This is a genomic window from Amedibacillus sp. YH-ame10 (assembly GCF_053848885.1).
In genome coordinates this window covers 1-25264 of the sequence record NZ_JBSPFA010000019.1, presented here as the reverse complement: position 1 = coordinate 25264, position 25264 = coordinate 1, and the positions used below count along the sequence as shown (strand labels likewise).

Genomic DNA, 25264 nt, shown 5'->3' with positions numbered 1-25264 from the left:
AAGGCAAATGCCTTGTTTTTCTTAAGGAGGTAAGCGTATGAAGGTGTTTGTATATGGATGTGGAGTGGAAGAAGAACGATATTTTGAAGAATGTAGAAAACGTTTTTCTATGGAAATAGAAACCTGCCCTAACAAAGCAGTGATGCAAAATGCACATTTGTCAAAAGGGTATCCTTGTATCTCGGTGCTATCTACACCATTACCCAAAGAACTGATTGAAGAACTTTACGCACAAGGTGTTCGTTTTATATCGACTAGAACGATTGGATTTGATCATATTGATATAGAGACTTGTAAACGATTAGGGATTCATGTTTCCAATGTAACCTATTCACCAGAGAGTGTTGCGGATTATACAATCATGTTATTATTGATGACACTTCGTAAGATGAAGTTGATTATGCAAAGCGCGATTTCACAAGACTATTCATTTAAGTGCGTACAAGGTAGAAATCTTAAAGGGAAATGCGTGGGTGTGATCGGTGCGGGAAATATTGCGAGTTGTTTGATTGCTCATTTATATGGGTTTGGATGTAAGATTTTAGTACATGCCCCACATGAGAAAGAAACGTTATTGCCATACGCAACTTTTGTTGATTTGGATACGCTATATCAAGAGAGTGATATCATTACATTACATGTGCCATTGAATGAACAAACACGTCATATGATTTGTAAAGAATCAATCGATAAAATGAAAGATGGTGTAGTTTTAATCAATACTGCAAGAGGTGCTCTAGTGGATAATGAATCTTTGATAACAGCGATTGAAGAAGGAAAAGTATCTGGTGCTGCACTGGATGTAGTGGAGGGAGAAACTGGAATATATTATAACAATCGTAAAGGCTATATTTCTAAACAAAGAGAAATGTCGATACTTAATGGATTTCATAATGTGATCATGTCTCCTCATATGGCTTTTTTAACAGAAGAGAGCAGTGAAGATATGGTCGTAAACTCTATGCTTAGTTGTAAGGCGTTTTATGAACATGAGGAAGATGCTTACAGAATTTGTTAGAAAATTTAAGTGTCAAGTAAAAGTACTTGACACCTGTATAAATTATGGTATACTACTAACGTAATATTAATTAGGAGGAATCAACACATGGCTGTTAAATTAAGACTAAAAAGAATGGGATCAAAAGCAAGACCTTTCTACAGAATCGTAGCTGCAGACTCTCGTTCACCTAGAGATGGACGTATTATTGAATCAATCGGAACTTACAACCCAACAACAAACCCTGCTTCAGTAACTGTAAATGAAGAATTAGCTGTTAAATGGTTGAAAGATGGCGCTCAGCCTTCTGACACTGTTCGTAATATCCTTTCAAAACAGGGTATCATGAAACGTTTACACGACGAAAAACACGCGAAATAAAAAACAGTATGGATTACGAAAAAACTTTGTTGGATCTTGTAACACCGATGGTTGAAGATAAAACCAATGTATCTGTGAAAATGATGCCTACATTAGAAGACAATGAAATCTTATTGTATGTATATGCAAATAGTGATGACGTTGCTCGTTTGATTGGAAGAAGAGGCGCAATGGCTGCTTCTATTCGTCAAATGATGTCTGTAGCATCAAGAAAAGAAGATAAACGAGTTACCATTAAATTTGAAGCATATTAGGATGTGGCATACACATCCTTTTTCATGGTATAATAAAAAACATAGGAAGGAGTTGAATGCCTGTTTTTAGGGCTTTTATATGAAAACAATAAAGGTAGGGGTTTTGGTAAATACCCATGGTTTAAAAGGGGAAGTAAAAGTAAAACCATTGACGGATTTTCCACAATTACGCTTTGCGAAAAAAGCAAATGTATATATTGATGTTAACCAAAAAAGTATCGAGTTAACGATTCAGACAGTTCGTGTGCAAAAAGATATGTTACTTGTTACGTTTAATGGGTATGAAGATATTAATCTAGTTGAGTCTTGGAAAGGGAGTACTCTTTACATACATGAGGAACAACTTCATGAATTAGAAGATGATGAAGCATATTTTTATGAAATGATGGATAGTGAAGTCTACGATTTATCAAATCAATACATTGGGAAAGTTAGTGAAATCATTGAAACAGGCGCAAATGTAGTTCTTCGTGTAGTCAATGGAGAAGACATGAAACTGATTCCTTTTGTAAAACATTTTGTGAAAGAATTTGATAAAGAAAAGAAAATTATGCACGTAGAAATGATGGAAGGTTTATGAAAATAACGATTCTAACACTTTTTCCTGAGTTCTTCGAAAGTTTTCAATCTACCTCCATTATGAAACGTGCAATAGAAAAAGGTTTGGTAGAATTAGAGTGTGTAAACTTTCGTGATTATACATTAGATAAACACCATAATGTAGACGATACTCCTTGTGGTGGAGGGCAGGGGATGTTGTTGTCTGTACAACCGATTGCGGATTGCTTGAAGGTAATTCGTGGAGATGATTCATTTGTCATTATGATGACTCCCCAAGGCGAACGTTTCCAACAAAAAATGGCAAGAGAACTGGTTATTCATCATTCTCATATCATTCTATTATGTGGCCATTATGAGGGGTTCGATGAACGTATTAGAAGTTATGTGGATTTAGAAGTGTCACTAGGTGATTTTGTGTTAACTGGTGGAGAAGGGGCTGCGCTTGTAATCAGTGATGCCTTGATACGTCTGTTAGATGGAGTAATTCAGGAAGAAAGTCATTTGGATGACTCTTTTGAAAATGGATTATTGGAATATCCGCAGTATACACGGCCAGTTGAATTCGATGGTATGCAAGTACCAGAAGTTTTGTTAAGTGGTCATCACGCCAATATCAAGAAATGGCGTTTAAAAGAATCTTTGAAAAGAACAATGCAAAAAAGACCAGATTTATTAATCAATCGAGTGTATACGAAAGAAGAAAAGAAACTGTTAAAAGAGATAGAAGATGAACAATAAGTCTTCTATTTTTATAGTATTTATACGCATGAAGATGAGATGCGAAAATCTTAAGAGAAATTATGTAAATATTCTGATTTTCATTTCCAAAATGAACGAAAAAATGGTATGATAATAACGGAAAGTACCCGAGCTTTCCACAATTTGATGATTTTATATACACGGTGCAAAATTATGAGAAAAGACTTTACAAACCACATTCCTTTATGCTATTATTATTAGGCCTATTGGCAACGCGGTTCCGCTGAACATTTTCTAGATTCATGAGCCTGTCGTTTAACACAAGCGAAAGGAGCGCCATAATTATGAACATGCAGTTAGTAAACGAAGTTACAAAATCACAGTTGAAGAAAGATATTCCATTCTTCAAGCCAGGAAGTACGGTACGTGTACACGTTAAGATTAAAGAGGGTGACAAGTCTCGTATTCAGGTTTTCGAAGGTTTGGTTATTGAAAAACATGGTGGTGGAATCAGTGAAGCATTCACTGTACGTAAAATTTCAAACCAGATTGGTGTAGAAAGAACATTCCCTATGCATTCTCCAATTGTTGAGAAAATTGAAGTTGTACGTCATGGTAAAGTTAGAAGAAACAAATTATTCTACTTACGCGGACGTTCAGGTAAAGCTTCACGTATTAAAGAAATTCGTTAAACTGATAAAGTCGGGTAGTTACACTCGGCTTTTTCTTATATATTTTAGACAATGGGGAGGTAAAACATAATGGATGATCTTGCGAGAAGTAAGCATACACAAGATTCCAAAGAAACACTTGGTAAAGTGATTTTATCAAATGTGTTATCTTTGTTGAAAATTGTTTTAGTGTGCTTTATTCTTGTCTATTTTGTTTTCAATTATGTAGTTCATCCAATGCGTGTGAATGGAGGCAGTATGCTTCCAACGCTTAAAGGTGGAGAATTTATTCTATCAAATGCATTTTCAGGGCACTTCGGTGGAATAGATTATGGGGATATTGTAAGTGCTTATTCTGCGGACTTACATCAAGATGTAATCAAGCGGGTAATTGCATTACCTGGAGATACAGTATATGCGAAAGATGAGCAAGTGTATGTAAATGGATTAGCAATTGAAGAGCCCTATTTGGATAATGATTTTGCGCGAAATATATTATATGCAAACGAAGTGTTTACAAAAGATTTTGATAAAGTTACCTTAGGCGAGGATGAATATTGGTTGATGGGAGATAATCGATATGTATCTATTGATTCTGTGCAACTGGGACCATTCAAACGTTCTGATATCATAGGAAAGGGTGCAGTGGTATTCTTGCCGTTTGGTAAAATGAGGGTTACGGAATGATGAAAGAAAAGAAAGCTACAGATAAAATTGATATTCTTTATAATATTGTTTCCACGATACGTTTGTTTTTTATATGTGGAGTGATAGTTTCGTTGTTTTTTGTGTTCATTGCACGTAAAGAGACGGTACGAGGTACTTCGATGTATCCAACGTTGAAAGATGATGAGACGGTATTTATCAATGTTGCGGCATCTTATACAACAAGTATCAAACGCTTTGATGTTGTTGTGGCAAAAAATTACGATACGGATGCGTTATGGGTGAAACGTGTTATTGGTTTACCAAATGAAACAGTTGAGTATAAGAACGATGTCTTATATATCGATGGAAAAGAAGTGAAAGAACCATTTTTGGATAAGGCTTATGTCGAGTCTATGAAGGCACAAGGAGAACGAGTGAACTTTACGAATGATTTCGTATCAGAAAAGCTTGGAGAAGATGAATATCTTTTGGTTGGGGATAATCGCGTGAATTCTTTGGATTCTAGAAATGAAAGTGTTGGTGCGTTTAAACGAGAACAAATCATCGCAAAGGGTGTATTGGTGATAAGTCCAATACAAGAAATGAGGTATATTGGTAATGGCGGATAGTAAGATTCAAATTCAATGGTTTCCTGGTCATATGACGAAGGCCAAAAGGGAAATGCAAGATAAGATGAAAATGGTGGATATGATTATAGAACTTCGCGATGCTAGAATACCTTGTGCATCGAAGAACCCTATGATTGATGAATTAAGTAAAGATAAACCACGCTTAATTATTCTATCGAAAAAAGATAAAGCAGAACCACAAGCGACAGCAAAGTGGATGAAAGCATTAAGTAATGAAACAACTAAGGTATTGGCGTTGGATATTCCAAAGGAAAATATTACAGGAACGGTAGTTGCAGCTTCTAGAGAATTGATGAAACCTAAAATCGATCGTATGATTCGAAGAGGGATTCGTCCTAGAGCGTTGCGTGCTATGGTGGTAGGTGTGCCGAATGTAGGGAAATCTACTTTTATAAATAAGATATCAAAGAAGAAAATTGCAGTAACGGGAGATCGACCAGGGGTTACAAAAGCTTTGCAATGGTCCAAAGTACATCAAGACTTAGAATTGTTAGATACGCCAGGAGTTTTATGGCCGAAGTTTGAGGATGAGCAAGTGGGAGTTTTACTTGCGGTAACGGGAGCTATTCGCGATGAAATTTTACCGCTTGAAGAAATATCAGTATGGGCAATGGAGTTTTTGTTGAAAAATGATCCGCAAAAAATTGTGAATCGATATGAGGTAGAAATAGATAGTGATCCTTATGTAATGTTTGAAAGGATTGCGAGAAAACGAGGGTTTTTAAGAAATAAAGAAGATATTGATTTTAAACGTACGATTGAAACATTTTTACGTGAACTGCGTGATGATCGTTTAGGGTGTATTACTTGGGAGCTACCAGATGAAAACTGAGAATCAATATGAAAAACAATGGTGGAGTGAAGGAAAAACAAAAATCATTGGGATTGATGAAGCGGGACGTGGTCCAATGGCGGGTCCATTGGTGGTGGCGGCAGTTTCTTTTCCTGTTGGATTTGAACATGAAGAAATATATGATTCTAAAAAGATAAGTGAAAAGAAGCGAAAAGTCTTATTTAAGGAAATTATAGAACTGGCTAGTGAATATCATATCTTGATTATTGAACCTAAAGTTATTGATGAAGAAAACATTTATCGTGCAACACAACATGCGATGCAGAAATTAACAGAAATGTTTGAACAAGCGGATGGCGTGTTGAGTGATGCGATGCCTTTGCCACAATGTAGTATGGATGTGATTCCTTTGGTGAAAGGGGATCAAAAAAGTGTAAGTATTGCGGCAGCAAGTATCTTAGCTAAAGTGATAAGAGATCATATCATGATGGCGTATGATGTATTGTATCCACAATACGGGTTTGCAAAACATAAAGGGTATCCTACCAAAGCACACATGGAAGCGATGCATACATATGGAGTAATTGATCATATCTATCGACATTCTTATGCTCCAGTAGCAGAGATGGATCAGATGCAATTAGCATTGGATATATAAGCGGCAATTGCCGCTTTTTTTAATAATAATTATAAGAAAAATAAGAAAATGAATAATAATTAAGAAAAGTATTGCAAAAAAATAAGAATAATAATATAATGTAAGTAAGAAAGGCGGTGGCAGAATGTTTGAATGGGTAAAAGGTAATGTATATACCATGATCTTGACACTATATCCAAACAATATAACGTTGAATAGTAGCGCTGCATCTATATTTCAAGATGTACGATGGGTGATGATAGGAATTGATAAGACACATAGTCAATTAGGTATCTGTCCTGTTACTAAACGTGAAATTGATCTCAATCTGGTACCACTTGCACAACTGCATAAGATATCTGTTGGTAAAGGGTATGCCAGAATCAGTAACAAAATGATTATCGAGGAATTATCTGCCATGATTGATCAGCCAATCGATGGTTTGAAAATCAACGCTGTGTTTGATGAGAAACAAAATATGCTGATTGCAGATTTGCATGAATTAAGTGCAAGTAAGGGGTGACATGAAATGTCTATGGTATTAATTTGGGTTATAGTATGTATTGCGGCAGTTTTAATTGAACTAGCAACACCGACTGCTCTAGTGAGTATTTGGTTTGCGGTAGGTGGAGCTATTGGAGCAATCGCTGCCTTGATTCATTTACCTGTTTGGACACAAATCGTATGCTTTGTGGTAGTATCACTTGTGAGTATGTTAATCGTACGCCCTGTAGCAACACGTTATCTACGTGGTAATGTAATTGCGACCAATGCAGATCGTTGTATTGGGTCCATTGCGGTAGTGACAAAAAAACTATCTAAGGAAGAATGGGGAGAAGTAAAAGTGAGTGGTTCTTTATGGCATGCTGTCCCAGTAGATGATGAAGTTATTGAAGAAGAAGAAAAAGTAAAAATAATCGCAATTGAGGGTGCTAAATTACTCGTTAAACGAGTAATCTAACATATACAGAAAGAAGGGTAAACATGAACGTTTTCTTAATTATTGGACTTGTAGTAGGTGTATTGGTTGTCATTGGTATTTTAGCGTACCTAATTCGCATTGTGCCTCAGGCAAAAGCTTACGTTATAGAGCGTCTGGGGGCATATCATTCTACATGGAATACTGGGATTCATATTTTGATTCCATTTATTGACCGTGTAAGTAACAAAGTAACATTAAAAGAAGTGGTGAAAGATTTCGCACCACAACCTGTAATCACAAAGGATAATGTAACAATGCAAATTGATACAGTTGTATATTTCCAGATTACAGATCCTAAGCTTTATACGTATGGAGTTGTTGGACCAATCACAGCGATTGAAAACTTAACAGCAACAACACTTCGTAATATCATTGGTGATTTGGAACTTGATGAAACATTAACATCTCGTGATATTATCAATACAAAAATGCGTGCAATTCTTGATGAAGCAACAGATCCATGGGGAATTAAAGTAAGTCGTGTGGAAGTTAAAAACATCATTCCTCCACGTGATATTCAAGAAGCAATGGAGAAACAGATGCGTGCAGAACGTGAACGTCGTGAATCTATTTTACGTGCAGAAGGTGAAAAGAGAAGTAATATCTTAACTGCTGAGGGTGAAAAAGAGGCAATCGTATTACGTGCAACTGCGCAAAAAGAGAAAATGATTGCGGAAGCAGAAGGGCAAGCGCAAGCGATGGAGAGAATCTATCAAGCACAAGCTCGTGGTATTGAAATGATTAAGAATGCACATCCTACAAAAGAGTATTTAAGTTTGAAGGGTCTTGAAACATATGAAAAGATAGCAGATGGAAAAGCAACGAAATTGATCGTGCCTAGTGATTTGCAAAATATGGCAAGTATGTTAACAAGTGCTAGAGAAATCTTAGTGGATGATGCACAAAAAGATTTTTTAGAAGAAACCATCGCAACTGTTACAAAAGCTAAGAAATAAGTACAAAAAAGATAGAAATTAAATATTTCTGTCTTTTTTTTTAGGATTTTTCAAGTTTATCTCGTATAGGTATAGTAGGAGGTAGTTTATATGAGAGAAGCTATTTTGTATTATGCGTGGAAGTACGATGGGGATTGGAAGAAGATACAACGAGCCATGAAAAACAAAGAGGCATGGGAGAATGTGCCATATGATGGTAGGTATGTGACGATTGTAGATGAAGATTATCCCAAAAGATTGTTGGATTTGGAATACGCTCCTTGGATTTTGTTTTATGAAGGGGACTTAAGCTTGTGTACTAAGAGAAGTTGTGGTATTGTTGGTAGCAGAATTGCGGAAGTAAAAAGTATGCAATACTGTACTCAGGTTACCAACATCCTAAAACAAAAGTATGTGATTGTGTCTGGATTAGCAAAGGGTATTGATGCGCTTGCACATAAATGTGCGTTGGATGCGTCTACCATTGGTGTGATAGGGTGTGGTTTACAAGTGATATATCCTAAAGAAAATGCACAACTATACCAATGTATGCGAAAGCATCATTTGATCATCAGTGAGTATCCACCCAATTCCAAACCCTATGCCTATCATTTTCCGTGGAGGAATCGTCTGATTGCTGCATTGAGTGATTCTATTGTTGTAATAGAAGCTAGGAAAAGAAGTGGAACGATGCTAACTGTAAATGAAGCAATTTCTTTAGATCGAGCAATTTATTGTGTACCACATGATTTTGGTTCAATCGATGGAGTAGGATGTAATCTACTCATCTCACAGGGTGCTAATATCCTAGTAGATGAGGAAGATATTTACATGATTTAACATAAAATGTTTGACAAATTAAAAAAATGTGCAAATAATAGGATACGTGATTTATTCGAAATAGGAGGTAATGAATGAAAAATTTAGTAATTGTGGAGTCACCTTCCAAATCTAAAACAATAGAGAAATACTTAGGAAACGATTATCATGTGGTTTCTTCTAAGGGACATATAAGAGATTTAGCGACAACAGGCAAGGGTGGGCTTGGAATTGATGTGGATCATGATTTTGAACCTACATATAAGGTAAGTACAGATAAACGAGCAGTTGTAAAAGAATTAAAAGCACTTGCGAAAAAGAGTGACCATGTTTTTTTAGCAAGTGACCCTGACCGTGAAGGGGAAGCAATCGCATGGCATTTAGCGCAAATTCTTGAATTGGATGTAGCGGATGAAAATCGTATTATCTTTAATGAAATTACGAAAGGTGCAGTTACGAAAGCTTTTGATGCGCCTAGAACAATTGATATGCCAATGGTGAAATCCCAAGAAGCGAGACGTATGATTGATCGTATCATTGGGTTTAAATTATCAAAATTATTACAAAGTAAGATTAAATCAAAATCTGCAGGTCGTGTGCAATCCGTTGCGTTACGTTTGATTGTGGAAAGAGAAAATGAAATTCGTGCGTTTAAGAGTGAAGAGTATTGGACGCTTGCGGCACTTGTGGATAAAGATGGAAAAACATTCAGTGCCTCTTTAAATAAAGTGGATGGAAAGAAAGTAGAACTTAAAACACAGGAAGATGTTGATACCATCATCGAACGTTGTGATGAGTTTGTTGTTCGTTCTATTGAAAAGAAAGTACGTAAAAAAGAAGCAAAGATGCCTTTTATTACTTCTACACTACAACAGGAAGCAAGTACTAAGTTAGGGTTTGGTGCAAAGAAAACAATGCAAGTTGCTCAGAAACTATATGAAGGGATTGCACTACATGGTGGATCACCAGAAGGTTTGATTTCCTATATGCGTACCGATTCTACTCGTTTGAGTGATCAATTCGTTATGGATTGTGGAAATTACATTGAATCTGCATATGGAAAAGAGTATCGTGGACGCGTGCGTCAAAAGAACTCAGAAAATGCACAAGATGCGCATGAGGCAATTCGTCCTACCAATGTACAAAACACACCAGAAGCAATCAAAGAATACTTAACAAATGACCAATATAAACTATATAAGCTAATTTATGCTAGAACATTAGCTTCTTTAATGGCGCCTAGCAAGTCTGATGTTGTGAATGCTATGATTGTGAGTGGTGGATGTGAATTCAGCGCCAATGGTTCTATTTTAACGTTTGATGGGTATTTAAAAATATATGGCGACTATGAAAGTGTAAAAGATGAAATGTTGCCAATTCTAGAAGAACAAGAAACTTTAAAAGATGTTGAACTAGAAGGGAAACAGCATTTTACGGAACCACCATTGCGTTATAGTGAAGCACGTTTGATCAAAGATTTGGAAGAAAAGGGAATTGGGCGTCCTTCTACGTATGCAATTATTATTGATACGTTACAAGCAAGAGGGTATGTATCTTTAGAACGTAGTTCTGAAGGAAGTAAGACCAAGGTATTTATTCCAAGTGAACAAGGCGAATTAACGGATACAAAATTACAAGAATTCTTCTCTAATATTATCAACGTTAGCTATACAGCAAATATGGAACATCATTTGGATGAAATTGCATCAGGTAATCGTGATAACATTGAAGAAGTACGTACGTTCTATGCGCAATTTGAACCATTGTTGGAACATGCGTATGAAAATATGGAAAAGAAAGAACTAGAGAAAACTGGAGATATGTGCCCAGAATGTGGCAAGGAACTTGTCTACCGAGTGGGACGCTATGGAAAATTTATCTCTTGTATTAACTTTCCTGAATGTCGCTATACAAAGAGTGAGGATGAAGAACCATCTGTGAGTGATGAAATTTGTCCTAACTGTGGAAATAAGATGGTTATGAAAAAAGGACGTTATGGTTCCTTTATGGCATGTAGTAATTATCCTACATGTAAAACTATCAAAAGTAATAAACCAAAAGAAGAACCTGTTCCTACTGGTGAAATGTGTCCAGAATGTGGGCATGAACTTGTACAAAGAAAATCTCGTTTTGGGACAGTCTTTACTGGCTGTAGCAATTATCCAAAATGCCGTTATATAAAGAAAGATCCAAAAAAGGCAAAAGAGAAAGATGAAACAAAACCAAAGAAAGCAACTAAAAAAACTGCGAAAAAAGTAGTGAAGAAAACAGTGAAGAAGAGCAAGAAAGAGGATGAATCATGAGTCAAGTGACAATTGTAGGAGCTGGATTAGCAGGATGTGAAGCATGTTGGCAATTAGTGAAACGTGGCATTTCTGTGAAATTAGTGGAAATGCGACCAGTGGTTTCTTCACCTGCACATACAAGCGATTTATTTGGAGAACTTGTATGTTCCAATTCTTTACGTAGCGATTCCTTATTGAACGCCGTGGGTATCTTGAAAGAGGAAATGCGTCATTTAGATTCTTTGATTATGCACTGTGCAGATGAAACACGTGTTCCTGCGGGTAGTGCGCTTGCTGTAGATCGAGAAAATTTCTCAAAAATGATTACGGATACAATAAAGAACCATCCACTTGTGGAAGTTGTTTATGAAGAAGTAGATTATATTCCTGAAGGACCATGTATCATTGCGAGTGGACCTTTAACAAGTGATGCGTTATCGAAAGCGATTCGTGAGTATACACATGAGGATTATTTTCATTTCTTTGATGCTGCTGCGCCAATTGTTGAAAAAGAAAGCATTGATTTTTCGAAGGCTTATATAAAATCTCGTTATGATAAAGGAGATGCGGCATATATTAACTGTCCGATGAATAAAGAAGAGTTTGATGCTTTTTATGATGCGCTAATCCATGCGGAAACTGCAGATTTACACGATTTTGAAGAAACTTACTTTGAAGGGTGTATGCCATTTGAAGAAATGGCACGACGTGGAGAGAAGACCTTGTTGTTTGGTCCTATGAAACCTGTTGGATTGGAAAAAGAAGATGGTACTATGCCATATGCAGTTGTACAGTTGCGTCAAGATAACGCGGTTGCGACCCTTTACAATATAGTAGGGTTTCAAACGCATTTGAAATGGGGAGAACAAAAACGTATTCTTTCTATGATTCCAGGACTTGAACAAGTATCCATTGTTCGCTATGGTGTGATGCATCGTAATTCTTATTTATGTGCACCAAAAGTATTACGTCCAACCTACCAACATAGTACACGTGATGATTTGTTCTTTGCAGGACAACTTTGTGGAGTAGAGGGATATGTGGAAAGTGCTGCCTCTGGTTTACTTGCAGGTTTGAATATGGCAAACTACCTACAGGGGAAAGAATGTGTGGTATTGCCGAATACTTGTGTAATGGGTTCTCAAGCACATTATATTACACATGCAAGTGCAAAATACTTTCAACCGATGAACGCAAACTTTGGGATTATGAAGCTTGCGGTAAATGTGAAAAAGAAAGATCGAAAAGAAGCGTATGCAAAACAAGCCTTAGAAGTGATTGATGAATACGCAGCTCAATTCAGTTAACTATGGAAGAACTATTAACTCGCTTTTTGAATTATATATCACAAATTAACAGTGGAAGTGCACATACAAAAGATGCGTACCAACGTGATATACAAGAGTTCATAGATTTTATAAAGGAAGAGGGGATTGATGATTTTGATTCTGTTGATCGTACAGTTGTGATGAATTTCATAAGTGAACTTCGTTCACGTACGGGTATGGTGAAAGAATTAAAAAATTCTACAATCGCTCGAAAGTTATCTTCTCTTCGTTCGTTTTATCGATACCTTAATGAATATGTGGGTGTTAGAAATAATCCGTTCTTATATTTTAAAACACCAAAACAATCAAAACGTATTCCAGAATTTTTATTCTATGATGAAATGGATTTATTTTTAAGTTCCTTTTCCTTGGATGAAATGGAAGGGTTGCGCAATCGTGCTTTGTTTGAACTTATGTATGCCTGTGGCTTACGTGTGAGTGAAGTTGTGAATTTACAACTTCAAGATATTGATTTTCATGATCAAATTCTTCGTGTTGTGGGAAAAGGGGATAAACAAAGACTTGTACCTTTTTATCACACAGCAGGGAATTTGGTATTACAGTACATTGACCATGTGCGTGGTGTTTGGGTGAAACAAGAATCCCATAGCTATGTGTTTGTGAACACTAGAGGAACACAACTCACCACAAGGGGAGTACAATACCTTATGGATAAAGCAGCACAAGAATGTAATTTGCATGTGCATATTCATCCACATATGTTTCGTCATAGTTTTGCGACACATCTGTTAGATAATGGAGCAGATTTACGAGTAGTACAAGAACTTCTTGGACACTCCTCCTTATCAACTACACAGATTTATGTACACGTTACACAAGAACGTTTGAAACAAGCGTATACAACTGCACACCCAAGAGCTCATGAATAAAGCTTAAGGGTGTGTTTTATATTTGGTTTTTTAAGAAAAGCGGTTGTAATTGTATAGTTTTGTGTTATAATATTTTACGGTGCGCGATTCAATGCGCGCATACTACACACATCATGGATTCATCAGCCCGTGCTTTAGATGCGTTGAAAGCGTCGATGATAAGTTGCTGTTGTTAGAAATGATGGAGGCGTAACGGAAAGTGAGGACTTTAAAATGTCAGTAGTTACAATGAGAAAATTATTGGAATCTGGTGTGCACTTTGGACATCAAACACGTAGATGGAATCCTAAAATGAAACCAAATATCTACGCTTCAAGAAATGGTGTATATATCATCAATCTTGAAAAATCTATGGAACAAATCGATACTGCTTATGCTGCAATGAAAGATATCGCAGAAAAAGGTGGTAAAGTATTGTTCGTTGGTACGAAAAAACAAGCGCAAGCTGTTGTAGTGGAAGAAGCACTACGTTCAGGTTCATTCTTCGTTAACCAGAGATGGTTAGGCGGATTGTTAACAAACTATCGTACAATTCAAAAACGTGTAAAACGTTTGGTTGAAATTGAAGAAATGGAAGCAAACGGAACTTTAGATTTATACCCTAAGAAAGAAATTGCACAAGTTAAGAAACAAAAAGCTCGTCTTGAAAACTTCCTTGGTGGTATCAAAGAAATGAAGAAATTGCCTAATGCAATCTTCGTAATCGATCCAAAAGAAGAACACAATGCAGTTGCAGAAGCTAAGAAATTAGGTATTCCTGTATTTGCAATGGTAGATACTAACTGTGATCCAGAAACTGTAGATTTCCCAATCGCATCTAACGATGATGCTATTCGTTCAGTAAAATTGATCACTACATTGATGGCAGATGCTATCGTTGAAGCAAAAGGTGGATTATTAAGCGTTGCTCACAATATCGATGAAAATGAAACAGATGTTACAATGGCAGATGTTATCGTTAACGTTGAAGAACAAATCGCTGAAAACGAAAGACGTCGTCGTCAGAGAAATGAAGAACGTCGTAACCGTCGTCCTATGGGAAACCGTCCAGTTCGTGGAAACGGTCCTAGAGCTCCTTACCAAAAACGTGAAAACGTTAGACCTGCTGCTGAAGTAAAAACAAATGAAGAAACTGCTGCACCTGTAGCAACTCCTGCAGTAGAATCAGCAGAATAAGAAATAGGAGGATATATACATGATTACAGCACAACAAGTAAAAGAACTGCGCGAAACAACTGGCGCAGGTATGATGGATTGTAAAAAAGCATTGACTGAATGTGATGGAGATATGCAAAAGTCAATCGACTGGCTTCGTGAAAAAGGTATTGCGAAAGCTGCTAAAAAAAGCGATAGAATTGCTGCAGAAGGATTGTCTCGCGTGGCTACTGATGGAAACGTCGGTGTTGTATTTGAAGTAAACTCAGAAACTGACTTCGTTGCTAAAAACGAACAGTTCTTAGGTTTATTAGATACTGTACAGAATGTTTTATTAACTCAGAAACCTGCAGATTTAGATGCTGCATTAGCTTGTACAGTAGATGGAACAAGCGTTGCGGATATCGTAACAACTGCAACTGCTACAATCGGAGAAAAAATTTCTCTTCGTCGTATCGCAGTTGTTGAAAAAGCAGATGATGAATTCTTCGGTTCTTACATTCACATGGGTGGAAAAATTTCTGCACTTGTAGTATTAAAAGGAAAAGAAGATGCAAAAGTTGCGAAAGACTTAGCAATGCAAGTTGCTAGTATGAACCCTCAATTTGTGAACCGTGATGAAATGCCAAAAGAAGTTGTTGAGCATGAAAGAGCAGTTCAAGTAGAAATCGTTAAGAACGATGAAAAACTTGCGAACAAACCAGAAAAAGTATTAGCTGGTATCATTGAAGGAAAAGTTTCTAAAAACTTAAAAGACTTATGTCTTGTTGAACAGGAATTCTTCTTGAACCCTGATCAAAAAATTGCTCAGTACTTAAAAGAAAGCAGTGCTGATGTAGTTTCTTTCGTTCGTTATGCAGTAGGTGAAGGTATCGAAAAACGTGAAGATAACTTTGCTGAAGAAGTAATGAGCCAAGCATTTGGTAACTAGGACACTTATGTGTCCTTTTTTCTAGCATTATATGACAAAATAATTGCATTAACTCTTCCTTTTTTATAGGTTTTTCTTTATAATATAGAGGATAGGGCTGTAGCATATACAGTAAATAAAAAAAGGTGGTCGTGACTATGTATAAGCGTGTATTATTAAAGTTAAGTGGTGAAGCATTATCTTCACCAGGGAATTCATTTGATCCAAAAATTCTAGCTTCTTTAGCAAAAGAATTGAAAGAGGTTCATGAATTAGGAGTAGATTTGGCAATTGTTGTTGGTGGAGGAAACTTCATTCGTGGGAAAATGGCTGAAACGATGGGTATTGAACGTGTGCAAGCTGACTATATGGGAATGCTAGCAACAGTTATCAATGCATTGGCTGTACAAAGTGCGTTGGAACAAGAAGGTGTTCCTACACGTGTACAAACAGCGATAGAAATGCAGAAAGTTGCGGAACCATTCATTGTTCGTAGAGCAAATCGTCATTTAGAAAAGAAACGTGTTGTAATCTTTGGGGCAGGAACAGGAAACCCTTATTTCTCAACCGATACAACAGCTGCACTTCGTGCAAGTGAAATCAATGCGGATGTAATCTTGATGGCTAAAAATGGAGTAGATGGTGTGTATAATGCAGATCCAAAAACTCATCCAGAAGCTACGAAATATGATACACTCACATATATGGATTTGATTCAAGAAGGTCTTGCGGTAATGGATACAACTGCTACAAGTATGTGTATGGATAATGATATTGATTTAGTTGTATTCAATATGAATGAACATGGTAATATTTTGAAGGCAGTTAGTGGAGATATTACGGGAACAGTAATATCAAAGGGAGGTAAATAATTCATGGGAGTAATGGAAACAGTACAACATAAGATGGACAAGGCAATTGAAGTTCTAGAAACAGATTTAAAAACCATTCGTACAGGAATGGCAAATGCTGCTATTCTTGAACATATTGCATTTGAATATTATGGAAGTCCAACACCAATCAATCAAATGGCTGCAATCAAAGTTGTAGAAGGGCGCCAATTGATGGTGACTCCATATGATAAAGGAACTTTAAAAGATATTGAACGTGCAATCGCAATGTCTGATATTGGTTTAGTGCCACAAAGTGATGGAGAATGCATTCGTTTGAATGTGCCTACTCTTACAGAGGATCGTCGTAAAGAACTTGCGAAAGAAGCTCATAAAATGGGTGAAGAAGCAAAAATTGCGATTCGTAATGTAAGACGTGATGGAAATGAAGCAGTGAAGAAAGATAAAGAATTAACAGAAGATGATCGTAAAGATATGCAAGATCAAATTCAAAAAATTACCGATAAATATGGTAAGAAAATTGATGATGCTGTCGCTTCTAAATCTGCTGAGATTCTAAAAGTTTAAGACAATGAGGAAGAGGTGTATAAAATACCTCTTTTTTTATACGCATGTTATTTAACATAAGTTAAATTATGGTATAATAGTAATGTTATTATATAAAATATAGCTTATTAGGAGGCGTTCATATATGGAAGATAGAGTCATACCTCGCCATATTGCAATCATCATGGATGGCAATGGTCGTTGGGCAAAGAAACGAGGATTGCCTAGAACAGCAGGACATAAACAAGGTGCAGAGAATATTCGACGCATTGCAATTGCAGCTAATAATTTAGGAGTTGAAGCATTAACTTGCTATGCTTTTTCCACAGAGAATTGGAAACGTCCTGAGGATGAAGTGAGCTATCTTTTGAAACTCCCGAAACTATTTTTTAACAGATATCTAGCGGAACTTATTAAGAATAATATCAAGGTTACATTTTTAGGAGAAATTGAACGTTTTCCAGATGAAGTAAGAAATGTAATTGAATCTGCTGTTGAGAAAACAAAAATGAATACAGGACTTATCTTGTGTTTAGCGGTAAATTATGGTTCTCAACGTGAGATTACAATAGCAGCCCGTACGTATGCACAAGAGGTTCTTGATGGCAAACGTGAAAATGATTTGGATGAGAAAGAATTTGATCAATATTTGATGACTTCTCATATGCCAACTTTGGATTTGATGATTCGTACAAGTGGGGAAGAACGTATTAGTAATTTCTTGTTATGGCAATTAGCGTATGCAGAACTTATATTTACTCCTGTTGCTTGGCCAGATTTTACAGAAGCTGAATTACAATCATCCATTGATGAGTTTAACAAACGAAACAGACGTTTTGGAGGGTTGTAACATGAAGACTAGGATTATTACGGCACTTTTAATAATTGCCTGTGTAGTGCCTCCTTTGGTGTATGGGGGATGGCTCATTAAAGTCTTATTGGCATTCATTGTGATTGCTGGTGGGATTGAATTGTTAGGATTAAGCGAGAACAAAGGAAAGTGGCCAATCTATGCAAAGCCACTAGCAATTCTATTCGTCTTTCTAATGCTATACTTTCAAGGAAAGCTTTTATTTCCTATTTTAGGATTTGCTTGTTTAATATTTCTTTCAATTCCTGTGTTTACACAGAAATTCCATGCGAAAGATGGGTTTCTATGCATTGCCTATATTGTGTTTTTTTATGCAATAGCAAGTGCATTTATTCATATTTTTACAACAAATAAATTGTTGGTATGGTATATTATTATTGCTACTTATGGATGTGATACAGGAGCTTATTTTTGTGGGAGATTCCTTGGAAAACATAAGCTTAATGAACGCATTTCTCCTAAGAAAACATGGGAAGGTGCAATTGGAGGATGGTTTATTGGAACGATTGCTTCCTTTGCTTTTGCGTACTTCTTAATTCCTGATTTAAGTGTTATGAGTATTCTTTTAGGAAGTTGTTTGATGTGTGTGACTGGACAAATCGGAGATTTGGCATTTAGCTCTATCAAACGTAGTTTCAATATAAAGGATTTTTCTGATTTGTTACCAGGACATGGTGGTGTATTGGATCGTGTAGATTCTTTAGTCTTTAATTTTATATGTTTTAATATGATATTGGTGGTGTTATCTCTATGAAACGTTTAGTATTATTAGGAGCAAGTGGCTCTATTGGAACACAAACTATAAATGTAGTTGAGCATCATTGTGATGAATTTAAAATTATTGCGTTTAGTATTGGACATAATATAGATATGCTTCATGAATTGATCAAAAGAATGCCTCATGTAAAGCACATTTGTGTGGCTGATAAAGAAGATATGGAACAGTTACAAAATCAATACCAAGATATTGAATTTTATTTTGGAGAAGAAGGGTTAAAAGAACTTGCTTCTTTGAAGGACTATGATATTTTTGTGAATGCGATTGTAGGGTTTCGTGGTCTAGTTCCAACCTTAACGGCAATTGAACATGATAAATGCGTGGCTTTAGCAAATAAGGAAAGCTTAGTAGCAGGTGGAGTATTGGTAAAAGAAGCGCTAAAAAAACACCAAGTTTCACTTTATCCAATTGATTCGGAGCATTCCGCAATATTTCAATGTTTACAAGGAAATGCGCATCATGAGATTGATAAATTGATAGTAACTGCAAGTGGTGGTTCCTTTCGAGATATGAAACGTAGTGATTTGAAGAATGTCTCTGTTAAGGCAGCTTTGGCACATCCAAACTGGAATATGGGAGGCCGTATTACCATTGACAGTGCTACGATGATGAATAAAGGATTTGAAGTAATGGAAGCACATTATTTGTTTGACATTGATTACGATGATATTGATGTGTTAATACATCGCGAAAGTGTCATTCATTCTATGGTACAATATCGTGATCATGCGATTATTGCACAACTAGGAACAGCAGATATGAGATTGCCGATTCAATATGCGCTTTCTTATCCACAACGTCTAACGATGTATGATGCTACACCGTTCAATTTTAGTGATTATGCAACGTTGCATTTTGAAAAACCTGATTTTGAGTTCTATCCTTTGTTGAAATTAGCATATCATGTAGGTAGAAAAGGTGGTAATCTGGGTGCTGTAATGAATGGTGCTGATGAGATGGCGGTTTCTTTGTTCCTACAAGAAAAAATTGCATTTTTAGATATTGAAAAATATGTTATAGAAGCGGTAGAACAAGCAACTTTTATAGAAAATCCTACTTTGGATGATTTGATTGAAAGTGATCGCAATGCGAGGGAATATGTAAAAGAAGCATCAAAAGGAGGTTTTAAATAAGTATGGGTAATGTGATAAGTATTATAGTATTTGTATTGATTATGAGCGCCATTATTATTGTTCATGAATTAGGACATTTAATTGCCGCAAAACGTTTTGGAGTATACTGTAAAGAGTTCTCAATTGGTATGGGACCTGTGTTGTGGCAACGACAAATAGGAGAGACTGCTTGGTCGCTACGTGTATTGCCAATTGGTGGCTTTGTTGCGATGGCAGGTGAAGATAGTACGGAAGATGATGAAGAATTAAATATTCCTTATGAACGTACCCTTAATGGTATCAAGCGTTGGAAACAAATTGTTGTAATGGCTGCTGGTGCATTTATGAATGTGGTACTTGCATGGGTGATATTTGTTGGAATCACTGCTTATCAAGGACAAGTATCTGTTCCTGGACAACCGGTAGTAGCTGGTGTTAGTGAAGGGAAACCTGCTGAAAAAGCAGGATTCAAAGAAGGCGATCGAATCATTAAAATCCAACAAGGAGATGAAATAGAAACACCTGAAAGTTGGAGTGATGTCACGAAATTCTTGGTGTATTATCAAGGTGAAATGACCTTCACAGTTGAACGTAATGAAAAACAAGTGGAACTCAAGCTTACTCCATATTTAGATAAAGAAACCAATCAATATATGATGGGTGTACTACAAGATCCTAATAGTTATACTGTAAAAGATATTACATTATTAGAGTCTATACCTTATGGTACGGAAAAAATGGTATCAAGTGTTTCTATGATTTTTGAGGCATTGGGTAAATTGATACAAGGTATCGGCTTAAATAACTTAAGTGGACCTGTAGGAATCTTTAAGGTAACTGCAGATGTTGCGAAAGAAGGATTCTTATCTATTGTGGCTTTAACAGGTTTATTATCTGTGAATGTCGGAATATTTAATTTATTGCCAATTCCAATTTTGGATGGAGGACGTATCTTCATTCTTCTCATTGAAGCAGTGATTGGAAGAAAGCTAAATGAAAAAGTTCAAAATGCCGTTATGATGGCAGGATTGGTTTTGTTAGTAGGCATCATGTTGTTTGCGACATGGAATGATATTACTAGATTATTTTAAAAAAACAAGCACGAATAATACCGTGCTTGTTTTTGTTTGAGCGGGTATAAAAAAAGCAGAACAACGTCCTGTTTCTTTATTGCTTATTAAGCAGCTAACGCGTTAACAGCTTTCGCTAAACGTGATTTCTGTCTTGTAGCGTAGTTTCTGTGGTGAATACCCTTAGCAACTGCTTTATCTAATTTAGAATTTGCGTTGTTTAAGGCAGTGGCAGCAGCAGCGGCATCTTTTGCTTCAACAGCAGTAAGTACAGCTTTGATAGCAGTTTTTAATGAAGACTTCTGAGCACTTACAACCAAATTTCTTTTGTTATTAGTTTTTACACGTTTCTTCTGTGATTGGATCTGTGGCATATCGCACCTCCTAATTTTCAATTGCCTTTAAATTATAGCAAAAACATTTTAAAAAAGCAATAATAACTATAAAAAAATCCATACTATGGAAGAGGTGTTAAAGAATGATGAATAAATATCAGATTCGTTCCGATTTTGCGGATGAATTTATCACGCAAGATGTACGTTCACAAACATTTGAACATATCGAAAAGCAAAATGATTTTGTGAAAAGTAATTATATTAAAGTCTTACAAGAAGAAAATGAGCTTCATAAGAGCAAAGGTGACTATGTATCCATTGAATGTAAAAATTTGAATGATCATAGTGCAAGGTTACATATGATTGAAGCGATAGATGAAAGTCTTCATGAATTGGTGGATCATATGAACATCAATCTTCAAAAAATATTGATTGTTGGACTAGGAAATCGTTTTATTACTTCTGATGCACTAGGACCAGGAGTTGCGAATGAAATACTAGTTACAGCACATCTGTATGAAAATGAAGATCATGAAACATTAAAAGGAACACGTAATGTTGCGGTGTTACAGCCTGGAGTTATGGGACAAACAGGATTGGAATCTAGTCGCATTATAGAAAGTGTTGCGACGCAGTTTCAACCAGATTTAATTATTGCGGTCGATGCATTGGCTACGCGAAATATTGGAAGAATCAATCGTGTTGTTCAAATTAACAATACTGGAATTCAACCAGGAAGTGGTGTGGGAAATCATCGTCGTTCACTAGATGAAAAAACGTTGCATGTTCCTGTGATTGCCATTGGAGTTGCCACTGTCACAAGCGTTGGGGCAATTATCAAAGAAGCATTACAAGAAAGTGACATACAAGAAGAAGGGGTACTGGATTTGTTGTATGATGCAAAGCATTTAGATCTTGTAGTAACACCAAAAACAATGGATGATGAATTAAAACACTTGATTTATATTGTTTCAGAAAGCTTGAATTATTTCCTTCATCCAGATTACGAAAACCTCTAATGTCGATTTTTGTAATGTAGTCATAAGAATGAATTAGCCTTCCTTTTCATACGATGGAAAAGGGAGGTGTTTTTTTGAAATCATCAGTAAAAATTATAATAAAAGTATGTGTAATTTTTTTGTTCCTTTGTTTAACACCTTTTATGAATGGTTTAAAAAGCACCTTTGTAAGTTCGAAGGATTGGTTGAACTCACTTGTTTATCATCAAAAAACCATGGATCAAAGCATTTCTTTGAAAGATCATTTAAACGTGTTATCTTACAATTCTAATTTGACTATCCCAAAAGAAGATATCGAGGTAGAAACAACGCAAGATAATCCACCCGTTGTCCCTACACCACCAACGCAAACACCGGAGAAGGATAACAATAGCGATACGACGAACCAAAAGAAAATATATATTTATAACACGCATCAAGAAGAAGGGTATGAAGGTGGTAAAACAGTACTAGATGCAGGCGCCATTCTAGCAAAGCACCTTGAAGATAAAGGTTTTAAAGTGATTTTAGAAACGAATGATTTTGTAAAATATAGAGATTCTTTAGGATTGGATTATAATAAGTCCTATGTTGTTTCTTATAAATATTTGAATGATGCATTGGTGAATTATGGTGGATTTGATTTATGCATCGATTTGCATCGTGATAGCATTCCACGATCCGCTAGTTATATCGAAGCGAACGGAAAACAATATGCGACTGCCATGATGGTGGTGGGAGGGCTTGGTAAAAATGCGGAACATGTTACCAAAACTTCAACGACATTAACTGACATTATGAACACAAAGTTGAATGGTATAATGAGGTCAGTAATGACAAGAGAGGCGTTTTATAATCAAGAAGTCCATGAAAATGTTGTGCTTATGGAAGTTGGTGGGGATGTAAATACGTTTGAAGAAGTGAGCAATACCCTTGGATATATTGCGGATGGAATCCATGATCTTTTAAACTAGGAGGGATACTTATGAAAAGATTTTTAGCGGATGCATTATTAATTTGTTTGCTTGTTTCAATTGGTTCGTATATGCTTCATAAGGATGATTCGCCTACACAAGATGACCTAAAGAAACAAGTGGATCAATTTGAAGATGATATTGCCTTACAAAAGGAAATCAACACCCAAAGAAATAGTGGCACATTAAATGATATTGAAGATAATGCTGCAGGGAAATTGGCAAAGAAAAGCAGTGAGTTTGTGGTAGATGCGATTAAAGGAACTGTGGTGACCTTTTCTGAAGTCTTTGATGGAATTATAAATTAGCGCACCTTTCTGACAAAAACATGTTATAATTTTTGCTGAGGTGAGTGAAATGTCAATCAAAATATTATTTATGGGTACTCCTGAGATTGCGGTTTCTATGTTTGAGCAATTGATGAAGGATGAATATGAAGTAATTGGAGTGGTTACACAACCAGATAAACGTGTTGGTCGTAAACAAGAATATCAAATGTCTCCAGTAAAACAAGTTGCCCTTGAACATAACATACCAGTGTATCAACCAATAAAAATTAGAGATGATTATCAAATGCTTATGAAGTTGGATGTAGATTTAATTGTGACGTGTGCGTATGGACAATTTATTCCAGATGTACTTTTACAAATGCCTACCTTTGGAAGTATCAATGTACATGCATCCTTATTACCTAAGTTAAGAGGAGGCGCTCCTATTCATAAAGCAATTATCAATGGCGATATGGAAAGTGGAGTATCCATTATGCGCATGGTAGCGAAAATGGATGCTGGTGCCGTAATGTCTCAATGTCGTGTGAAAATCGAACAAGAGGATACAATGGGCTCTCTATATGAGAAACTAGCAGTTGCTGGAGCTGCTTTATTGTCTGAAAGTATCCCTTTGATTATAGATGGAAGTGCAGTGTTTGTGGAACAAGATGAAGAGCAGGCAAGTTTTGCATATACCATTCAAAAAGAAGAGGAATGGATCGATTTCCATAGGAATGTACAAGATGTATACAATCATATCCGTGGTTTAATACCAACGCCATGTGGATATGCGCTTATGGATGGAAAAAAAGTCAAATTTCATAAAGTACGAATGATGAAAAATGATAAAATGCAAAAGGCAGGGGAAGTATTAGGGTATCAAGAGAATGGCTTTGCAATTGGAGCAAAGCAAGGAATTATTATAGTAGATGAAATACAGATGGAAGGGAAAGCGAAAAGTGATGCCAAATCGTTCTTTAATGGAGCGGGGAAAGCAATGGTAGGGAAATGTTTTAAGTAAAGGATCTTGTGAAAGATCTTTTTTTTAAGAATTTTACATTTATGTGAAATTGTGTGCTATATTGTTTTCGTCATGATACATGATGAATAGAAAGAAAGAGGATTATGTATGAAAAAATATGTAGCTGAATTTATTGGTACTTCTGTTTTGGTCACATTTGGTTGTGGTAGTGCAGTGGCTGCCAATACTCTAGTTTCAAAAATTGGTACGGAGGTACCTTTGGCATTATCAACGTTATTGATTGCATTTGCATTTGGTTTATCCATTGTCGCAATGGCGTATTCTATTGGGAATATTTCTGGATGTCATATCAACCCTGCGGTATCTCTAGCAATGTTTATTTCTAAAAAACTAGATGCCAAAGATTTCGTTGGTTATGTTGTTGCGCAAGTACTTGGTGGTATTGCTGGTGCTGGATTGTTATGTTTCTTCTTTGGTTCAAATGCTTCATTAGGAACCAATGGATTTGGAGCTGCTAGTGCATTAAATACGGAAATGATGGTAGCCTTCGTAGTAGAAATTGTATTAACATTTACTTTTATTCTAGCAATCCTTGGAGTTACTAGTAAAAGCGAAAATGCATCTACAACGGGATTAGTTATTGGGTTAACATTAACCTTGATTCATATTTTAGGTATTCCATTCACTGGAACATCTGTAAACCCTGCAAGAAGCTTAGGGCCTGCTTTATTAGCTGGTGGAGAAGCATTAGCTCAGGTTTGGGTGTTTATTTTAGCACCATTAGTTGGAGCTGCTATTGCGGCAATCGTTTGGAAGTTCTTAAATTCTGAAGAAAAAGCATAAGAAATACAAAAAGGAACGCACCCTAATGGGACGTTCCTTT

31 protein-coding genes are annotated in these 25264 nt (G+C 36.2%); 30 read left to right on the top strand and 1 reads right to left on the bottom strand.

All coding sequences use genetic code 11. The features are described 5' to 3' along the window. Nucleotides 1–37 precede the first annotated feature (37 nt). From ACWG42_RS09415 to rseP, 25 genes are all read left to right on the top strand, one after another. Complete coding sequence (locus ACWG42_RS09415; protein WP_455791826.1) at nucleotides 38–1018, top strand: D-isomer specific 2-hydroxyacid dehydrogenase family protein; 981 nt, start codon at nucleotides 38–40, stop codon at nucleotides 1016–1018. A gap of 87 nt (nucleotides 1019–1105) precedes the next feature. Beyond that, nucleotides 1106–1378 carry a 30S ribosomal protein S16 gene (gene rpsP, locus ACWG42_RS09410; RefSeq protein WP_455791824.1) on the top strand — a complete coding sequence of 91 codons (273 nt, stop codon included), beginning with the start codon at nucleotides 1106–1108 and terminating at the stop codon, nucleotides 1376–1378. Nucleotides 1379–1386: 8 nt separating this feature from the next. Then, complete coding sequence (locus tag ACWG42_RS09405) at nucleotides 1387–1632, top strand: KH domain-containing protein (protein ID WP_455791822.1); 246 nt, start codon at nucleotides 1387–1389, stop codon at nucleotides 1630–1632. 79 nt (nucleotides 1633–1711) lie between these two features. Further along, nucleotides 1712–2212 carry a ribosome maturation factor RimM gene (gene rimM / locus ACWG42_RS09400; RefSeq protein ID WP_455791820.1) on the top strand — a complete coding sequence of 167 codons (501 nt, stop codon included), beginning with the start codon at nucleotides 1712–1714 and terminating at the stop codon, nucleotides 2210–2212. Next, the gene (gene trmD, locus ACWG42_RS09395; protein WP_455791818.1) at nucleotides 2209–2931 is read left to right on the top strand and encodes a tRNA (guanosine(37)-N1)-methyltransferase TrmD; all 723 of its coding nucleotides are present in this window, start codon (nucleotides 2209–2211) and stop codon (nucleotides 2929–2931) included. The genes rimM and trmD overlap by 4 nt, the downstream gene beginning before the upstream one ends. A gap of 305 nt (nucleotides 2932–3236) precedes the next feature. Then, nucleotides 3237–3584 carry a 50S ribosomal protein L19 gene (rplS, locus tag ACWG42_RS09390; RefSeq protein ID WP_455791816.1) on the top strand — a complete coding sequence of 116 codons (348 nt, stop codon included), beginning with the start codon at nucleotides 3237–3239 and terminating at the stop codon, nucleotides 3582–3584. 69 nt (nucleotides 3585–3653) lie between these two features. Then, the gene (gene lepB, locus ACWG42_RS09385; protein ID WP_455791815.1) at nucleotides 3654–4250 is read left to right on the top strand and encodes a signal peptidase I; all 597 of its coding nucleotides are present in this window, start codon (nucleotides 3654–3656) and stop codon (nucleotides 4248–4250) included. Beyond that, nucleotides 4247–4840 carry a signal peptidase I gene (gene lepB / locus ACWG42_RS09380; RefSeq protein ID WP_455791813.1) on the top strand — a complete coding sequence of 198 codons (594 nt, stop codon included), beginning with the start codon at nucleotides 4247–4249 and terminating at the stop codon, nucleotides 4838–4840. The genes lepB (ACWG42_RS09385) and lepB (ACWG42_RS09380) overlap by 4 nt, the downstream gene beginning before the upstream one ends. Continuing rightward, nucleotides 4830–5693: a ribosome biogenesis GTPase YlqF gene (ylqF, locus tag ACWG42_RS09375; protein WP_455791812.1), complete on the top strand. Its 864-nt coding sequence runs from the start codon at nucleotides 4830–4832 to the stop codon at nucleotides 5691–5693. The genes lepB (ACWG42_RS09380) and ylqF overlap by 11 nt, the downstream gene beginning before the upstream one ends. Continuing rightward, a complete protein-coding gene (locus ACWG42_RS09370) occupies nucleotides 5683–6312 on the top strand; it encodes a ribonuclease HII (RefSeq protein ID WP_455791811.1) in 630 nt (209 codons plus the stop codon). The genes ylqF and ACWG42_RS09370 overlap by 11 nt, the downstream gene beginning before the upstream one ends. Nucleotides 6313–6436: 124 nt before the next feature. Beyond that, nucleotides 6437–6814 carry a hypothetical protein gene (locus ACWG42_RS09365; RefSeq protein ID WP_455791810.1) on the top strand — a complete coding sequence of 126 codons (378 nt, stop codon included), beginning with the start codon at nucleotides 6437–6439 and terminating at the stop codon, nucleotides 6812–6814. Nucleotides 6815–6820: 6 nt separating this feature from the next. Then, nucleotides 6821–7252, top strand: coding sequence for an NfeD family protein (locus ACWG42_RS09360; RefSeq protein ID WP_455791808.1), 432 nt, complete (start codon nucleotides 6821–6823; stop codon nucleotides 7250–7252). Nucleotides 7253–7275: 23 nt separating this feature from the next. After that, the gene (locus ACWG42_RS09355; protein ID WP_455791807.1) at nucleotides 7276–8229 is read left to right on the top strand and encodes an SPFH domain-containing protein; all 954 of its coding nucleotides are present in this window, start codon (nucleotides 7276–7278) and stop codon (nucleotides 8227–8229) included. A gap of 90 nt (nucleotides 8230–8319) precedes the next feature. Continuing rightward, nucleotides 8320–9048 carry a DNA-processing protein DprA gene (dprA, locus tag ACWG42_RS09350; RefSeq protein WP_455791805.1) on the top strand — a complete coding sequence of 243 codons (729 nt, stop codon included), beginning with the start codon at nucleotides 8320–8322 and terminating at the stop codon, nucleotides 9046–9048. A 74-nt stretch (nucleotides 9049–9122) separates the two neighbouring features. Then, a complete protein-coding gene (gene topA, locus ACWG42_RS09345; RefSeq protein ID WP_455791804.1) occupies nucleotides 9123–11330 on the top strand; it encodes a type I DNA topoisomerase in 2208 nt (735 codons plus the stop codon). Further along, complete coding sequence (gene trmFO, locus ACWG42_RS09340; protein WP_455791802.1) at nucleotides 11327–12619, top strand: methylenetetrahydrofolate--tRNA-(uracil(54)-C(5))-methyltransferase (FADH(2)-oxidizing) TrmFO; 1293 nt, start codon at nucleotides 11327–11329, stop codon at nucleotides 12617–12619. Before topA ends, trmFO begins: the two co-directional genes overlap by 4 nt. A gap of 2 nt (nucleotides 12620–12621) precedes the next feature. Next, entirely contained in the window at nucleotides 12622–13530 is a 909-nt protein-coding gene (xerC, locus tag ACWG42_RS09335; RefSeq protein ID WP_455791801.1) for a tyrosine recombinase XerC, read from the top strand. A gap of 213 nt (nucleotides 13531–13743) precedes the next feature. After that, complete coding sequence (gene rpsB, locus ACWG42_RS09330; RefSeq protein WP_455791799.1) at nucleotides 13744–14706, top strand: 30S ribosomal protein S2; 963 nt, start codon at nucleotides 13744–13746, stop codon at nucleotides 14704–14706. Nucleotides 14707–14725: 19 nt separating this feature from the next. Beyond that, nucleotides 14726–15616 (top strand): translation elongation factor Ts, encoded by an 891-nt coding sequence (gene tsf, locus ACWG42_RS09325; protein ID WP_455791797.1) that lies wholly within the window; start codon nucleotides 14726–14728, stop codon nucleotides 15614–15616. Between the two features lie 137 nt (nucleotides 15617–15753). Continuing rightward, nucleotides 15754–16467 (top strand): UMP kinase, encoded by a 714-nt coding sequence (gene pyrH / locus ACWG42_RS09320; protein WP_455791796.1) that lies wholly within the window; start codon nucleotides 15754–15756, stop codon nucleotides 16465–16467. 3 nt (nucleotides 16468–16470) lie between these two features. After that, nucleotides 16471–17013, top strand: a complete 543-nt coding sequence (frr, locus tag ACWG42_RS09315; protein ID WP_455791794.1) for a ribosome recycling factor — start codon at nucleotides 16471–16473, stop codon at nucleotides 17011–17013. Nucleotides 17014–17137: 124 nt separating this feature from the next. Next, nucleotides 17138–17842, top strand: a complete 705-nt coding sequence (locus ACWG42_RS09310) for an isoprenyl transferase (RefSeq protein WP_455791792.1) — start codon at nucleotides 17138–17140, stop codon at nucleotides 17840–17842. 1 nt (nucleotide 17843) lies between these two features. After that, nucleotides 17844–18617, top strand: a complete 774-nt coding sequence (locus tag ACWG42_RS09305; RefSeq protein ID WP_455791790.1) for a phosphatidate cytidylyltransferase — start codon at nucleotides 17844–17846, stop codon at nucleotides 18615–18617. Next, nucleotides 18614–19774 (top strand): 1-deoxy-D-xylulose-5-phosphate reductoisomerase, encoded by a 1161-nt coding sequence (locus ACWG42_RS09300; RefSeq protein ID WP_455791789.1) that lies wholly within the window; start codon nucleotides 18614–18616, stop codon nucleotides 19772–19774. Before ACWG42_RS09305 ends, ACWG42_RS09300 begins: the two co-directional genes overlap by 4 nt. 2 nt (nucleotides 19775–19776) lie before the next feature. Continuing rightward, on the top strand, nucleotides 19777–20844 hold the full coding sequence (gene rseP / locus ACWG42_RS09295) for an RIP metalloprotease RseP (RefSeq protein ID WP_455791788.1): 1068 nt from the start codon (nucleotides 19777–19779) through the stop codon (nucleotides 20842–20844). Nucleotides 20845–20930: 86 nt separating this feature from the next. Here rseP and rpsT read toward each other — a convergent pair whose 3' ends face one another. Continuing rightward, nucleotides 20931–21197, bottom strand: a complete 267-nt coding sequence (gene rpsT, locus ACWG42_RS09290; RefSeq protein ID WP_455791786.1) for a 30S ribosomal protein S20 — start codon at nucleotides 21195–21197, stop codon at nucleotides 20931–20933. Nucleotides 21198–21301: 104 nt separating this feature from the next. On the opposite strand from rpsT, the gene gpr reads away from it, so the two are divergent. From gpr to ACWG42_RS09265, 5 genes are all read left to right on the top strand, one after another. Then, complete coding sequence (gpr, locus tag ACWG42_RS09285) at nucleotides 21302–22177, top strand: GPR endopeptidase (RefSeq protein WP_455791784.1); 876 nt, start codon at nucleotides 21302–21304, stop codon at nucleotides 22175–22177. 74 nt (nucleotides 22178–22251) lie between these two features. Further along, nucleotides 22252–23130 (top strand): stage II sporulation protein P, encoded by an 879-nt coding sequence (locus tag ACWG42_RS09280; protein ID WP_455791783.1) that lies wholly within the window; start codon nucleotides 22252–22254, stop codon nucleotides 23128–23130. An 11-nt stretch (nucleotides 23131–23141) separates the two neighbouring features. Further along, complete coding sequence (locus ACWG42_RS09275) at nucleotides 23142–23438, top strand: hypothetical protein (RefSeq protein ID WP_455791781.1); 297 nt, start codon at nucleotides 23142–23144, stop codon at nucleotides 23436–23438. Between the two features lie 49 nt (nucleotides 23439–23487). Beyond that, the gene (gene fmt / locus ACWG42_RS09270) at nucleotides 23488–24420 is read left to right on the top strand and encodes a methionyl-tRNA formyltransferase (protein ID WP_455791779.1); all 933 of its coding nucleotides are present in this window, start codon (nucleotides 23488–23490) and stop codon (nucleotides 24418–24420) included. A 108-nt stretch (nucleotides 24421–24528) separates the two neighbouring features. Next, complete coding sequence (locus ACWG42_RS09265; protein ID WP_455791777.1) at nucleotides 24529–25224, top strand: MIP family channel protein; 696 nt, start codon at nucleotides 24529–24531, stop codon at nucleotides 25222–25224. Nucleotides 25225–25264 lie beyond the last annotated feature (40 nt).